This window comes from Lysobacter sp. 2RAF19 (assembly GCF_052115395.1).
GTDB lineage: Bacteria > Pseudomonadota > Gammaproteobacteria > Xanthomonadales > Xanthomonadaceae > Noviluteimonas.
Genome location: NZ_JBFRGO010000001.1, coordinates 278,172 through 291,435, shown reverse-complemented (window position 1 = coordinate 291,435; position 13,264 = coordinate 278,172). Strand labels below are relative to the sequence as shown.

Annotated in this window: 15 protein-coding genes and 1 tRNA gene; 9 read left to right on the top strand and 7 right to left on the bottom strand. The window is 65.0% G+C overall.

Features of this window, described 5'->3' with window-relative positions:
- Positions 1-16: 16 nt before the first annotated feature.
- The gene (locus AB4059_RS01555; protein ID WP_498975976.1) at positions 17-2,185 is read right to left on the bottom strand and encodes a YadA-like family protein; all 2,169 of its coding nucleotides are present in this window, start codon (positions 2,183-2,185) and stop codon (positions 17-19) included.
- A 173-nt stretch (positions 2,186-2,358) separates the two neighbouring features.
- Here AB4059_RS01555 and AB4059_RS01550 point away from each other — a divergent pair, with 173 nt between their 5' ends.
- Entirely contained in the window at positions 2,359-3,756 is a 1,398-nt protein-coding gene (locus tag AB4059_RS01550) for a sensor histidine kinase (protein ID WP_498975974.1), read from the top strand.
- Here the strand turns inward: AB4059_RS01550 and AB4059_RS01545 are convergent.
- Both AB4059_RS01545 and AB4059_RS01540 read right to left on the bottom strand, forming a co-directional pair.
- Positions 3,741-4,442: a response regulator transcription factor gene (locus AB4059_RS01545; protein ID WP_498975972.1), complete on the bottom strand. Its 702-nt coding sequence runs from the start codon at positions 4,440-4,442 to the stop codon at positions 3,741-3,743. The two genes, AB4059_RS01550 and AB4059_RS01545, sit on opposite strands and share 16 nt — an antisense overlap.
- A gap of 60 nt (positions 4,443-4,502) precedes the next feature.
- Complete coding sequence (locus tag AB4059_RS01540; protein ID WP_498975970.1) at positions 4,503-5,117, bottom strand: SLOG cluster 4 domain-containing protein; 615 nt, start codon at positions 5,115-5,117, stop codon at positions 4,503-4,505.
- Between the two features lie 140 nt (positions 5,118-5,257).
- Between AB4059_RS01540 and AB4059_RS01535 the strand changes: the two genes are divergently transcribed.
- The 5 genes from AB4059_RS01535 to AB4059_RS01515 all read left to right on the top strand — a co-directional run bounded on the left by AB4059_RS01535 (position 5,258) and on the right by AB4059_RS01515 (position 8,537).
- Positions 5,258-6,493, top strand: a complete 1,236-nt coding sequence (locus tag AB4059_RS01535; protein WP_498975968.1) for a tyrosine-type recombinase/integrase — start codon at positions 5,258-5,260, stop codon at positions 6,491-6,493.
- The gene (locus AB4059_RS01530) at positions 6,486-6,956 is read left to right on the top strand and encodes a hypothetical protein (protein WP_498975966.1); all 471 of its coding nucleotides are present in this window, start codon (positions 6,486-6,488) and stop codon (positions 6,954-6,956) included. Before AB4059_RS01535 ends, AB4059_RS01530 begins: the two co-directional genes overlap by 8 nt.
- Before the next feature lie 129 nt (positions 6,957-7,085).
- Positions 7,086-7,349, top strand: coding sequence for a helix-turn-helix transcriptional regulator (locus AB4059_RS01525; RefSeq protein WP_498975964.1), 264 nt, complete (start codon positions 7,086-7,088; stop codon positions 7,347-7,349).
- Positions 7,350-7,354: 5 nt separating this feature from the next.
- Positions 7,355-7,939, top strand: a complete 585-nt coding sequence (locus AB4059_RS01520) for a hypothetical protein (protein ID WP_498975962.1) — start codon at positions 7,355-7,357, stop codon at positions 7,937-7,939.
- Positions 7,940-8,093: 154 nt separating this feature from the next.
- Positions 8,094-8,537, top strand: a complete 444-nt coding sequence (locus AB4059_RS01515; protein ID WP_498975960.1) for a hypothetical protein — start codon at positions 8,094-8,096, stop codon at positions 8,535-8,537.
- 25 nt (positions 8,538-8,562) lie between these two features.
- Here the strand turns inward: AB4059_RS01515 and AB4059_RS01510 are convergent, their stop codons facing one another.
- Positions 8,563-9,099 (bottom strand): hypothetical protein, encoded by a 537-nt coding sequence (locus tag AB4059_RS01510; RefSeq protein WP_498975958.1) that lies wholly within the window; start codon positions 9,097-9,099, stop codon positions 8,563-8,565.
- 131 nt (positions 9,100-9,230) lie between these two features.
- Between AB4059_RS01510 and AB4059_RS01505 the strand changes: the two genes are divergently transcribed.
- Positions 9,231-10,730: a hypothetical protein gene (locus AB4059_RS01505; protein ID WP_498975956.1), complete on the top strand. Its 1,500-nt coding sequence runs from the start codon at positions 9,231-9,233 to the stop codon at positions 10,728-10,730.
- Between the two features lie 123 nt (positions 10,731-10,853).
- Here AB4059_RS01505 and AB4059_RS01500 read toward each other — a convergent pair whose 3' ends face one another.
- From AB4059_RS01500 to AB4059_RS01490, 3 genes are all read right to left on the bottom strand, one after another.
- Positions 10,854-11,249: a hypothetical protein gene (locus AB4059_RS01500; protein ID WP_498975954.1), complete on the bottom strand. Its 396-nt coding sequence runs from the start codon at positions 11,247-11,249 to the stop codon at positions 10,854-10,856.
- Positions 11,250-11,336: 87 nt separating this feature from the next.
- Positions 11,337-11,714, bottom strand: a complete 378-nt coding sequence (locus tag AB4059_RS01495) for a hypothetical protein (protein ID WP_498975952.1) — start codon at positions 11,712-11,714, stop codon at positions 11,337-11,339.
- A gap of 211 nt (positions 11,715-11,925) precedes the next feature.
- Positions 11,926-12,015: transfer RNA gene (locus AB4059_RS01490), tRNA-Ser, on the bottom strand.
- Positions 12,016-12,120: 105 nt separating this feature from the next.
- On the opposite strand from AB4059_RS01490, the gene AB4059_RS01485 reads away from it, so the two are divergent.
- Positions 12,121-12,903: a hypothetical protein gene (locus tag AB4059_RS01485; protein ID WP_498975950.1), complete on the top strand. Its 783-nt coding sequence runs from the start codon at positions 12,121-12,123 to the stop codon at positions 12,901-12,903.
- 119 nt (positions 12,904-13,022) lie between these two features.
- Positions 13,023-13,262 carry a hypothetical protein gene (locus AB4059_RS01480; RefSeq protein WP_498975948.1) on the top strand — a complete coding sequence of 80 codons (240 nt, stop codon included), beginning with the start codon at positions 13,023-13,025 and terminating at the stop codon, positions 13,260-13,262.
- Positions 13,263-13,264 lie beyond the last annotated feature (2 nt).

Sequence of the window (13,264 nt, the reverse complement as noted above, 5' to 3'; positions counted from 1 at the left end):
CGTGCGTTCCTTGTGTTCACAGGTCGATGCCGAAGCCGACGCCGGCGGCGCTGTCGCCGTCGGAGAACGACCCGCCCAGGCTGAAGGACGCGCGGCCGATGGATTTCGAATAGCCGATCGACAACGCGGATTGGCCGTTCTGCAGGCCCGCGCCGACGCCGAGTCGCCCACGTTCGCTGCGTGCGTTGGAGGCGTTGATCGACATGCTCATCATCGCCGCGCTCATCGCACCCATGCGGTCGATGCGCTGGTCCTGGCGATCCAGGCGGCGATCCACTTCGCGGCTGAGGTCGATGAACTGATCGTTGAAGGCGGCCAGGCGCTGGTCGGTGTAGGCGTTGGCGCTGTTGAGCGTGCGCGTCGCGCTGGCATCGGTGTACTGATGCGACGATGCAAGCGTCGCGGCATCGCCGCGGTCCATCTGCGCGACGTTCGCGGCATCGCGGCCGTCCACGCCGTCGGCCACGTTCTTCACCTGCGTGCCGCCGGTGCCGCCGAGGGTGACGCTGCCGTGGCCCGCGTCGTCGTAGCCGATGCCCTCGCCGCTGCCCGGTGTCGTGGGATCGGTCGGGTCAGTCGGATCGGTGGGATCGTTCGGCGGATTGCCGATGCCGTCGACCGCCTGCTGCAGGTTCGACAACTTCGCGTCCACGGCGGCGAATGCGCTGCCGACGTCGCCGTAGCTGCCGCCCTGGATCGTGTACACGGGCGCTTGCATCATGCCGCCCGCGAATGACGCGCCGCCACCGAACATCGACGCGACCTGCCGCGCCTGCCCGACGTTGACCGCATCGTTGTCCTGCGTGCCCGCGGACACGTTGATGATCTGGCGCGTGAAGCCCGCCACCGTCGAACCATCGCTCCGCATCCAACTTTGCGAGGCGCCGACGGAGACCGCGTTGTCGCGATCGGCGAGCGAGCCTGCGCCGAGCGCAACTGCGTTCTCGCTCAACGTCAGGCTGTTGTAGCCCAACGCGATGCTGCCGAAACCGAAGGCCTGCGCGCCCTGGCCGAACGCGATGGCGTAAATGGGCTGCTCGAGTCGTTGCGGACCGCCGGGTCCTCCCGGGATGCCGGGGCCGCTGCTGCAATCGGGATCGTTGGGATCGCACGGCGGCGGCGGGGCTTGCGGGGGGCGATCGCCGCCTGTCGTGGCGAGCTTGCCGATCGCGATGGAGCCATCGCCCCAGGTGTGCGCCTGGTAACCGACGGCAATCGAAGCGTACCCGTCGGAATACGCGGCGTTGCCGAAGGCGATCGAGAGATCGTCCCATGCGTGCGCGAACATGCCGACCGCGGTGGATTGGATGCCGTGCGCGTAGGACTGCGCACCGACGGCTGTCGAAAACATGCCTTCTGCCGTGCTGGCGCCACCGATGGACGTCGAGTAATAGGCGCGCGCTTCGGCCTGGCTGCCCATCGCCGTGCTGAGGTAATCGCCGGCGATGGCGAAGTTGCCGATCGCGACGGACACCGTCGTGGCCTGCGCGCGATGACCGATGGCCACCGCGACCGGATCGGTCGCCTGCGCGCCCGGCCCGATCGCCACCGATGCGTCGCCATCGGCTTGCGCGCCGGGGCCCAGCGCGGTCGACAACACGCCATCGGCGCGCGTCACGAACAAGGCATCGCCCTGCCCGATCGCCACCGTGAGCGTGGCCTCCGTGCCGATCGCGATCGCGCCGGCACCGTTGCTGCTCGCGTTGTAGCCGAGCGCGAGCGACGCGAAGCCCGAGGCGTTCGAGCCATAGCCCATCGCGGTGCTGTAGTCGCCGAGCGCGGTGGTGCCGAAACCGAAAGCCGAAGACCCCGTCCCGATCGCCAGGCTGAGCGGACCCACGGCGGTGCTGTCGTCGCCGAGCGCGGCGCTGCCGTAGCCGAAGGCCGATGCATTGGTGCCGCTCGCCACGCTCGATGCGCCGGCCGCGGTCGAATTCAGACCATCGGCGGCAGCGGCATCACTGCCGTCGCCCGCGCCATCGGCGTCGAAGTAGTCCTGCGCGGCCGTGAGGGATTGCGCCTGGAGTGCATCCGGCGCGCCCGCGAGCGACGTAGCTTTCTTGTCGACTTGCGTCGTACCAGGGGAAGGATCGACCGCGAACGCGGGCGGCGCCGTGAGTGCGAGGGCGATGGCGATCGGAATGGCGCGGCGTGCGGCGAGCGTGCGTGGTGCAATGCGGAGCATGTGCGGTGTTCCCCTGCGAAGCGTGAGTGATGTGTGTGTTCGTGCAATGCTTCCGTGCGACGCAAACCTCATTTTTCCAGCCGGGAAACACTACTTTTCGGTTCGATGACTTGTCACGCACGCCATCTCCGCAACATCTCACGCATATCTCACCGTCGACCAAGCACGCCTCCATGACGACCGATTCCCTTCGCGCGATGTTCCCGACGATGCCGTCGTTCGCGGCCCATGGCGTGCGCTGGCTTGCCGAGGTTCCCATCGCCGACGCAATCGATCGACGCAATGCGCCGACGATGCAGGCGCTGTTCGCGTTCATGGCGATCACGCTGCCCATCAGCTGGGCAATCCACTTCTCGTCGATGCACGTCGTCCCGGGAATGCTGCTGCTCGCGGGAATGGACTTGATCACCGTCCTCACGGCGCTGGTCGGCATCGCGTTGATCCGCCGCGGTGCATTCCGCATCGCGGTCGCCGCATTCCTCGCCTCGCTGCTGCTGGCCTTGTTCGTGACGCATGCGCAGTTGGGGTATCAACGCGTCGCGGTCGACCAGACCGGGCAGATGCTGTCGCTCGCCATCGGCGGCCTGGTGCTGGGAAGGCGCGCGTTGTGGACGGTGTTCGGCGTGCTGATGCTCGTGTTCCTCGCCGGATTCACGACCGACGCAGCGCTGCTCGCCGCCTCCGGCCAGTCGCCGATCGCGGCCTTCCATTTCGCGCCGTCGGCGGCCTTCAGTTACTTCGTGATCGTGCTCGTGCTGGATCGCTGCATCACGGCGCTGCGCGTCGCCCTGCGCGAGTCAGAGGCGCACCGCCGCGCATTGCAACAGGAAATCGACGAGCGCGAACGCATGCAGGCGCGGCTGCTCCATGCGCAGAAAATGGAAACGATGGGGCGCCTGGCCGCCGGCGTCGCGCACGATTTCAACAATGTGCTCGGTGTCGTGATGGGCTACGCCGACGCGCGCCATCGCATCGACGATATCGGAGACGATCCACGACAGATCGCGCGCGACATGGCCGATGCGCTGGAAGGCGTGGACGCCGCCGCGCAGAAAGGCGTGGAGCTCGCCAGGCGCCTGCTGTGTTTCGGGCGCCGCGATGACGAACGCTTGGTCATGCTCGATGCCGGCGGATTGTTGACCGACATGCAACCGATGTTGCGCCGGCTGCTGCCGCGTTCCATCGCGCTGACGCTCCATGCCCTCCCCGATCAGGCGCCCGTGCGCGTGGATCGCAGCCAGTTCGAACTCGTCGCGCTGGACATCGCGACCAACGCGCGCGATGCGATGCCCGACGGCGGCGCACTGCATGTGGTGGTCCACGTCGAAGGCGACCACGTCGAGATCGCATTCACCGACACCGGGCACGGCATGTCGGCCCACGATGTCGCGAACGCATTCGAACCTTTCTTCAGCACCAAGCCCGCAGGGTCCGGCACGGGCCTGGGCCTGGCCACGGCGCGCAGCGTGGTGGAACGGGCGGGCGGCACCGTGTCGCTGGACAGCGCGGTCGGCCACGGCACCACGGTTCGCGTGCGTTTGCCGCGCGCATCGGATCAGCCGACGACGTAACCCTCGCCGTGCACGCAGATCAGCGGGAAGGTTTCGCCCGAGGTCTTCATCACTTTGCGGCGCAGCCGATGGATCAGTGAATCCAGGCGATGCGGATCGAAGTCGTGCGCGTCGGGCGCGAGCTCCGCGATGATCGCCTCGCGCGTCATCATGCGGCCGGGCCGGGACATCAAGGGCCGCAACAGACGGCGTTCGGTCTTGCTCAGCGCGATGCTCGCGTTGGCCGGGCTCACCAGGCACCAACCCTCCGACTCCAGGCGCCATGACGGCGCGTGCGCCGCAACGCGCGATGGCTGGACGCGCCGCGCGACGCTGTGCAGGGTCGCCGCAAGCAATCCCAGATCGATGGGTTTGGACAGATAGGCATCCGCGCCCTCGGTGAGCCCGCGGATGCGATCCTCGGTTTCGCCGCGCCCGGTCAGCATCACGATGCCCATGGCGGGCCAACGCTCGCGCAAGGAACGTGCGAGCGTGAAGCCATCGGCGTCGGGCAATCCGACATCGAGCAACACGATTTGCGGCGGCGCCTGGAGCAAGCTGGCGTCCAACTCGGCGGCGGTGCGCATGGGCACCAGCGCGAAGCCGTAGGCACGCATGCGTGGCACGAGCACGTCGTCGCGAAGCGTGTCGTCGTCCTCGACGACGACGATCCGCAGATCGCCGTAGGCCATGTTGAATGCGGTCATGCAGTCCGGGGGGAGCGGAACCAGGCGCGGATGGTAGCGCGCCCCGTCGCCGAAGTTGTGTCAGGCGATCGTAGCCACCGGATCGGTTGCCTGGCCAACCAACCCGAGCGCGCGAAGGCGCATTTCCAACTGCGCGATTGAATTCCAAGGCAAGATCGGCGCGTTTTGTCGTTCGTCCGGCGGATTCGCCTCCAACGTATCGGACCAACCGCCACACCCCTGGAGCGGCAAGAGCGGACGCTTGTGCAGCCACGCAAGGCAAACCTCGGAAATCGTGCCCGCGCGTCCACCGACCACGATGCACGCATCGCCCGACAGCGCCATCAGCAAATTGCGCGCGTCGCCCATGCCGCAAGGGATCACGACGGTGGCGGGCCAGTCCGGTGCAGGCATTTCATCGGGCGGAATGATGCTGACGACCAGTCCGCCCGCCTGGATGGCGCGCTCGGCCGCGACCCGTGTCGCGGGGCTGCCGCAACCGCTGACCAGGGTGATGCCCAGTCGCGCGAGCAGTTCGCCTGCTTCGCTCGCCAGCGCGTATGCGTCCGATCCGGGCTCGGCGCTTCCGAGCACGCAGACCTGGGGGCGTCGGTGCGAATGTGGCATCGGTCTCCGGGATTGCGCGCGGTTGGCGGAGGGAGTGACCGCCGTTTTTCTTCCGCCGAAGTCTGCCATCGTCCGAGGCGTCCGGAAAGTTCCTGAAAGTCCGACAATCAAGGGTCCGAACACGTCCGCGCCTGTCCGGTATAGTCCGGCTCAATCCGGTGCTGATGTAGGGAACGAGGTAGGGAGCAGCTCCGCCCCCGATCCTTTCCATGACCCGTTTGACCAACCGATTGACGGACCGCGCGCTGCGGACGCTCACCCGACCAGGCCGCTTCAATGACGGCGGCGGGCTGTACGCGTTCGTCAGCGACTCTGGCGCGCGTTCGTGGGTGTTCCGCTATCGATCCCGCACCAGTGGCAAACACCGCGACAAGGGGTTGGGCGCGTTGTCGGTCGTGTCGCTGGCGGAAGCCCGGCGCAAGGCTGAGGCCTGTCGAAAGCTGCTCTCCCGCGGAATCGACCCCATTGACCGTGAACAGCGCGCGCGGGCCCGCGCAGCCGAAGCCGCGGCACAACGCCGCACCTTCGGTTGGTGTTTGGAGCAGTACATCGCCAGCCGGGCCGATGCCTGGAAGAACGAAAAGCACAAAGCCCAGTGGCTGAATAGCGTCACGACGCACGCTTCGCGGTTGATCGGCATGGACGTGGCCGCAATCACCACGGACGACGTGCTGGCGGCGCTGGAAGCGATATGGACGACGAAGACGGAAACCGCGTCGCGCGTTCGTCAGCGCATTGAAGCGGTGATCGACTGGGCCACGGCGAAAAAATATCGCTATGGCGACAACCCCGCCCGCTGGCGCGGTCACCTCCAAAACCTTCTCGCCAAGCCGGGCGCGATCAAGCAGGTCGAACATCGCGAGGCCCTGCCCTACGCCGACATGCCCGAATGCATGTCGAAGATCATAGCGAAGGATTCGCAGGCAGCCCGCGCGTTGCGCATGACGATCTTGACCGCCCTTCGCGCCGGCGAAGTCGTTGGCGCACGTTGGGACGAGTTCGATTTCAAGGCGGGCGTCTGGACGATACCCGCGCATCGCATGAAGGGCCCGAAGTCGCAGCGTCGGGATCACGAGGTGCCGTTGTTTCCGGCACTGATGGAGTTGATCGAGTCGCTACCGAAGTTGTCCGACGTGTACGTGTTCCCCGGCGGTGGCCGGAAGAATCCGACCATGTCGACGGATGCGGTGTTGAACTGCCTTCAAGACCTTGACCCGGCTTACGCCGACCTGACCGTGCACGGCTATCGGTCGACGTTCCGCGACTGGGTCGGCGACTGCACGGACTTTGACGAGAATCTCGCCGAACTCGCGCTCGCGCACAAGTTGAAGGACAAGGTCGCCGCGGCATATCGCCGCAAGACCGCATTGGACAAGCGTCGGCAGCTCATGACCGCGTGGTCGACGTTCGTCGACACGCCAACGAAGGCGCGGGCGCGTGACTAAGAAGCGCAGAGACCCGCTCACGGCGGCCGGCTATCGCGTGCGCGTCGCAGACGATTGCCCGAGGGTTGAGCCGGGAACGATGACCAACGTCTCCATCGACTGGCCGCCCTCTGACCCGCTAGAAGGAGTCGTTATGGCAGAGCTATCGCGACTTCGCACGAATGCGACGCTGCGGGGCTTCACCGTCCAGCCCGGTCTATGGGACCTCGTTCGCGAACACATGTTGGCGTTGCTGCACGTGGAACACGATCTCCTGCACGAGGCGGCGCAGGGTCACGGGCGGAAAGGACCTGCCAAGCATCCCTACCCCGCGGCCGCGCGCGCGAAGATCAAGACCGCATTGAACGAGGTGCACCCGGGCGACCTGCACGAGCCCGGCACGGCCGCGAAGGTCGCGAAAGAAACCGGCACCGATCCGTCATACGTGCGGCGGATCCTGCGCGAAGACTATCCGCAGGACTGACCCCCCTACTGTCCCGAATCGCTGGAATCGGAACACTGAATCGACAAGCCTTGCCCGGACTTCCGCGGACCCGCGCGGAGCGAAACGGACCGCTGCGCACGTCGCGCGCCGGTCCTTCGGAGACCGACAATGCTGTTCGAACCGCACCGCTTCTACCGCTTGCCCGAGATCATCGACGACGCGCGAAACGCGTGTCACGGACCTTTCCCGATCAGGCGAAGCACGTGGTACCAGGGCGTCGCGTCGGGCCGCTTTCCAAAGGGTGTCAAGTTCGGTGGAAAGCTGACTGCGTGGCGCGGGCGCGACCTCAACTTGATCGGCGAGCCACCCGATGCGGATGAGCCGTCCACGGCGCGCGCGGTGGATCAACGCGACCGCGCGTCGGCGGGGTGACGGACATGAAGTCCCGCCTGGTCAATCCCGAAATATTCCGCGACGTGGTGCTTGCGAAGCTCAGCCCGCGCCAGCGCCTGCTTGTGGTCGGCTTGCCGACGATGGCGGACCGCGAGGGCCGGATGGAGGACTGTCCGGAACGCATCCGAATCGACCTGTTCCCGTTTGATGACGACGACCTGCGACCTGACCTCGACGTGTTAGCCGACGTGGGTTACATCCACCGCTACGAGGTGGAGGGTCGTAAATACTTCTGGATGCCTACTTTTGCAAAGTATCAACGCCCACATCCCCGCGAAGCAGCCAGCACCACACCGCCTCATCCAGCGGAAGGATTGGCCAAGGACACGCCAAGGACCAACCCTGCACAAACGCAGGACACGCCAAGGTCGCCGGTTTCTGATTCTGCTTTTGATCCTATTTCTAAAAATGTTTCTGTTTGTCTGGACGCCAACCAGGACGCGGACCTCGCTCCGGCGCAGACAAACGGGTCGGGGTCAGCCAACAGCGACGTCGAACGGGCAGCCACGCTGGCCAAGCTGGCCAAGCTGGCCAAGCTTCAAGCAATGGTCCGCGAAGGCGTGCCGTAGGCCGTCAACGCTAACAACTTGACCACGGCCGCGCCGTCGACGACGGGGCGAAACAGCCGGGGGGGGATCTAATGAAATTCTGCGATTGCGGCGCAACCGGACGCCCACCCGCCGAAAGAATAAATGGCCACGAACTCGGAAACCCAGAATCGATATGAGCCGCAAACGCTCCGAGCCAATACACCCGAACCGCGTCGCACCACCCGCCGACCTGCCGGCAGACCTGCGGGCGATATGGAATCGCGAATTTTCCAGTGTGCCAATCGGTCACTTCGCGCAGTCCGATGTGGGCGCGATGATCGACCTGTGTCGCCTGATCCATGAGACCGACCGGGCCCACGCCATCATGCTCACCAACCGCAGCCGCGACGCATCGACGCATTGGCGGGCTTGCATCGCCATGTGCCAATCCGCGCGCCGCGCGCTTCGACTGTTGCCGCATTCGCGACAAAGCCCGCGGCGTGCAGGTTTACTGTCGGTGGGTAGCACACGCGATGACGGAACAGCGTACGACCCACCGGAACGCGGTCGTCATGATTGGCGGCAACTGTTCGACGCCCGCGACAACCTCACGCCGCTCAACGGGTCGAAGGGTTGACGGTCGCGCGCGCAACGCGCGCGCTTCATCCGCGGCCGACTTCGCCCCGGCGTTTGGCGGGCGCGCCGGCCTTGTCGGACCGCTCCTTTTTCTTCGACTGCGCCGGCGGTGACGCGGCACCTTCTTTCGCCAGAAGCGCGCGCCTCATTGCGACCACCGGCTTCAACTCCTCGGCCAGAAGGTCCATGCATTCGGCAATGTCCGCTTCGGTCTTCTTCAACGTCTTGTGACGTTCCAGCGGATCGATCTTGTAGATCTCCTCCATGACGTAGAACTGGTAAAGCAATTCCCGGTGCGCGAGTTCATCGCGAACATCCTTCAACGCGCGGAGCTTCGCATGGAGAAGCGTGTTGTCGTTGAGGCGCGCGAACTGACCGATAAGCTTTCCGAGGGCTAGGCCCTCGACCAGGTCAAAGTCATACTTGAACGGCAGTTCGCCCTCCATCCGGTCCTTGATGATCGCGAACGAGTAGCCGATGTAGACCTTCAACGAGAACTCAATCATTTGAAAATGCCCGAGCATGTCCATCGTGCGGGCATTCTTGTTAAACGGGTCTTTCATGTCGGCCTCCCCATCGGACCGAAGAAGGATACCCCCGCTACTGCACCGGCCGAGTCGACGCCCGGGCGCGCGCTTCGTTCAGCCGCCGCCGATGCTATCGTCCCGCCTTATATCCTTGGAACACCTCGCCCATGCGTGACTTCCTGTCGCGATGGCTGCCCGGTCACGGCACGCCTGCGCCCGTCATGTGGCCCATGACGAAACTCGGTAAAGCGCTACACGGCATCTTCGGTTACGAAGTCCCGACCGAGGCATACGTTGCGGCCACGCGCCTCGACGCTAAGCGCCTCACCCTTCTTGACTCGATCCTCCGCGCGATGTGGGACGGCAGCATTGGCCACAACAGGAGCGATGCGCGCGCAGCGGTCGCGTCGCTTTCGCAGGCGGAAGACGTGCCGCTCGCCTTGTTCGTTGCAGGTTGCGACGGTAACGGATTCGTGCGGGAAGCTGCGTTGCAGGCGATGCCGGCCGATGCGGTGGCCGCCGCACTTTCGTTGGCATTGCTGCGCGCCGACGACCACGTCCCGCAGGTACGCGCGGCCGCGCTGACCCTGCTTGCCGAGATCTTCAAGTCGGTGGATGCGCGCTTCGTCTTCGAACGCTTGGACTTGGTGTTCGCGCTTCGCGCGCGGCAGCGGTTCGGCGAAGGTGCGTGGCAGGCTATCGAAACCAAGCTGCTCGACTTCCGCAGCGCCGGTGACCGATGGAACGCCGCGCGCAACCCATCGCACGCCATTCGCAGGTTCGCGTGGGATCTCATGGCGCGCGCGGATGCCGACGTCATCGACACGCGCTTGCTGGATGCCGTGCATGACCCGCACCCTGTCATCGCACACTGGGCGCTTGAACGGGCGCGGACCGTCGCAGCATGGCGAGACCTCGCCGACGCGGCCGCGCGCCATCCGCAGGCATCGGTGCGCGCCGAATCGCTGCGCTTGCGCGCGCTTCGGGACGGCGACGCCGCGATTCCTGACATTGAACCGGCGTTGTTCGACCGCGCGCAGACTGTGCGGTTAGCGGCATCGTTCTTGTTACGCGGAAAGGTGGATGCAATCGCGCGATGGCGGACAGCCGCCGACGCCAACAATGAACCCGCGCGCGCCATCGGCATCGCCGCCCTTGCGGACTTGGCTCTGCCGGATGATCGCGAACGCTTCCGCCGCGCTACGTCGCATCCGCGCGGTAGCGTCCGCGCCCACGCGCTCGTGGCGTTGGCGCGCGTTGACCGCGACGAAGTCGGACCGCGGTTACTGAACTCGTTTGCCGACCCTTCGCCGCGCGTCGCCCGCATGGCGTTCCGGCTGGCACGAAAAGTCAGCCTGCACGTCGAACCGTCCACCATCGACGCCTGCTTCGCGCAAGCAGACGGCCCTGCACGGGCGCGCGTGGTGGCGAATGCCGATCTTGCGGGGAAGTGGGAAAGCGTTGCGTTGCTGCTCTCCTGGTTGGCGCAGGAGGCCTCTCCGTCGATCCAGCCCGCGCTGCGCGACCGCGTCGCAGCGCTCAATCAAGGACACGCACCGCTCACCGCGGAGATGCGCGCACGCATCGCCCAGACGTTGGACGGCAAGGGGCTGCCCGACCCTGTCCGGCGCGAGGTGGAGTTCGCCCTCAGGACAAGCAGTTCTTGATACAGACAACGCGCGCAGGTACCACGCGCCTTTGTATGGGATCACTGCCGATTACGGCTTAGTGAGTGTCCGCTATCGGCCAGAAGCGGACATTGGTCCGTCGGGGGGGCAGAAGGTCTTGGCCTACTTTTGGCGCCGCTGCGGTGCGTAAATCACGGAAAGCAGTCCTGAAGCCGCACCCAAGATGAGACCGACCAGGCCGCCAACAATTGCCAGCTTAGGATGACGTGCCGCATACGCCAGCGCGGCAAACGCGGCTGCGAACCCTAGAAGGGACCAATCTCTCCAAGAGAGCGGCAAGCGAAGCGCCATGGCTGAAATTGCACGAAAACAAAACCACCTCACCGCAAGCAAATAGCAGGCTCCTGCGGCGAACCAAGCTCCATTCGCGATGCCTTCCTCAAACATCGCGGCGGCAAAGAGCAACGCCACAAGCGCGGTCAAGAGCCAGTTGCTCTTGATCCACCCCTCTAATTTATGCTTCACGTCCACGGCGACCGTCCAGGCAATCAAATTCATTAAGCCCGACAAATCGAATGTTCGCCATGGGTCGAAAGCGGGCACTGGCTTCGATGTCCGCTATCGGCCAAAAGCGGACATTCGCGATCAGGGCGCTTCCGGTAGTTCTTCTTGGGGCACCGCAGGGTCCCAATGGAATAGCTGCACGTAGTCATTCCATTCTTCGTCGGTGGAACACATCGCCATGGACGCTCTCGCCATGTGTGCGGCGTGCCCAGGCGCGCGAAAAACTTGCTCTTGGATCAGACGCCAGAGATCAGCCGGGCACAATGTTCCGAACGTGAAGTTGAAATAGGCGCCGTCGTCGAAGCCATGATCGAAAGAATGGCTACGAACTAGATCGATGCGACTGACAAGGTTCCGGAACAGCTCCGTAATGCGCGGCATGTCGATGCCGGGCGAGCGATTGGGCTGGACTTGGATTGATATGGATCTCATCTCGCATCCTGTCTGGATGAGTTGCAACCCGCATCGTACGACAGGGCGCCGAGTGTCCGCTTTGGGTCGAAAGCGGACATATCGCCCCCCCGTCCGTTTCACGAAGCCGGCCCGGCCGAGCACCCGATCAGGCCGTCCCCGCGGCTGCTAGGGAACTGCTCGCGTAGGGAATGAAGTAGGTAATGACGCCGATCTCCGCCCGCAATACGCACAAAATCACGGGGAAAATAGACTTATTTGGCGGAGGGAGTGGGATTCGAACCCACGGTCGTCCTTCGACGACGCCGGTTTTCAAGACCGGTGCCTTAAACCGCTCGGCCATCCCTCCGGTCACGACACTTTAACGGGAGTTGCTGAACCGGCCAAATGGCCGTTCATCGCCGCTCTGCGCGTGCTCTGCCTACCATGCCCGTGCTGGAAAGGAGCCAACCGGATGGCCATCGAGACGCGCGCGCCCGTGCCCCTGCTCTGGACCGGGGGATGGGATTCCACCTTCCGCCTGCTCGTGTTGTTGCTTCAGCTGCGCGCGCGCGTCCAACCCTGGTATCTGCTCGACGACAAGCGGGGGTCTGCGCAACACGAAACGCAGGCGATGGACCGCATTCGCACCTGGTTGGCCGAACACCATCCGCAAACGCGCGAGATGCTGCTGCCCACGCGCGTGGTTCGCCTGCAGGACGTGCGCCCCGATGCGGAGATCGAACGCGCCTTCGTGGAAATGCTGCGCTTGCGCGGCATCGGCGATCAGTACGCGTTCCTCGCACGCTTCGTGAAGCAGTTCGACGTGAAGGGCATCGAGCTGTCGCTGGAGAAGACCATGCACGGCGCGTACGGCGTGATCAAGGATTACGTCATGGCCTCCCGCGATGCGCACGGCCATGACACCTTCCGCGTGAAGGTCGAATGCCTCGACACGCCGATCGGCAAGATCTACGGCAGATTTTCGCTACCGCTGTTCAACACCGAGAAGGACCAGACCATCGCGGTGGTCGAGCGCAGCGGTTGGCACGATGTCATGGCGATGACGTGGTTCTGTCATTCGCCGACGCCGGACGGCGAGCCGTGCGGCTTCTGCAATCCGTGCCAGTACGCGATCCAGGATGGCTTCGCGTGGCGGATTCCGCCGAAGCGTCGCGCGTTGTCGACGCTCTACGGCAAAACGCTACAGCCGCTGCGCGGGAAAACTCGACAGTTGCTGCGGCGCTTGCGCGCGTGAGCGCGAGGACGAAACCGGACACGCAGCCACCGCGATTTGCTCACCGTGACGGGTGATTCGCAAGCCTCACGATCGTCCACGACCATGCGGCACTTTCGATCAACACAACGGCCGCTTCCATGACGTCGACCTTGCTGAACGTCTATCGGTGCTACCAGGGGCACTACATGCTGCAACGCGGCCCGGTGATCGAACAGATACGCGGCACGCAAGTGCATTGGCTCGGCGTGCTCGAACCCGAGGTGCTCGACCCCACGCTGCGCCATCGCGTCGAACACGAGCTGCAGGCGCGTGCGTTCGCCTTGCTGACGGCCTCGCAGTTCTACGACCCCAGGCGCGGCCGGCACCAACTGCACTGAAG

Coding starts and splice junctions, on each gene's coding strand:
- AB4059_RS01555 (WP_498975976.1), bottom strand. CDS start 2,185: ATGCTCCGCATTGCACCACGCACGCTCGCCGCACGCCGCGCCATTCCG.
- AB4059_RS01550 (WP_498975974.1), top strand. CDS start 2,359: ATGACGACCGATTCCCTTCGCGCGATGTTCCCGACGATGCCGTCGTTC.
- AB4059_RS01545 (WP_498975972.1), bottom strand. CDS start 4,442: ATGACCGCATTCAACATGGCCTACGGCGATCTGCGGATCGTCGTCGTC.
- AB4059_RS01540 (WP_498975970.1), bottom strand. CDS start 5,117: ATGGCAGACTTCGGCGGAAGAAAAACGGCGGTCACTCCCTCCGCCAAC.
- AB4059_RS01535 (WP_498975968.1), top strand. CDS start 5,258: ATGACCCGTTTGACCAACCGATTGACGGACCGCGCGCTGCGGACGCTC.
- AB4059_RS01525 (WP_498975964.1), top strand. CDS start 7,086: ATGCTGTTCGAACCGCACCGCTTCTACCGCTTGCCCGAGATCATCGAC.
- AB4059_RS01520 (WP_498975962.1), top strand. CDS start 7,355: ATGAAGTCCCGCCTGGTCAATCCCGAAATATTCCGCGACGTGGTGCTT.
- AB4059_RS01515 (WP_498975960.1), top strand. CDS start 8,094: ATGAGCCGCAAACGCTCCGAGCCAATACACCCGAACCGCGTCGCACCA.
- AB4059_RS01510 (WP_498975958.1), bottom strand. CDS start 9,099: ATGAAAGACCCGTTTAACAAGAATGCCCGCACGATGGACATGCTCGGG.
- AB4059_RS01505 (WP_498975956.1), top strand. CDS start 9,231: ATGCGTGACTTCCTGTCGCGATGGCTGCCCGGTCACGGCACGCCTGCG.
- AB4059_RS01500 (WP_498975954.1), bottom strand. CDS start 11,249: ATGAATTTGATTGCCTGGACGGTCGCCGTGGACGTGAAGCATAAATTA.
- AB4059_RS01485 (WP_498975950.1), top strand. CDS start 12,121: ATGGCCATCGAGACGCGCGCGCCCGTGCCCCTGCTCTGGACCGGGGGA.
- AB4059_RS01480 (WP_498975948.1), top strand. CDS start 13,023: ATGACGTCGACCTTGCTGAACGTCTATCGGTGCTACCAGGGGCACTAC.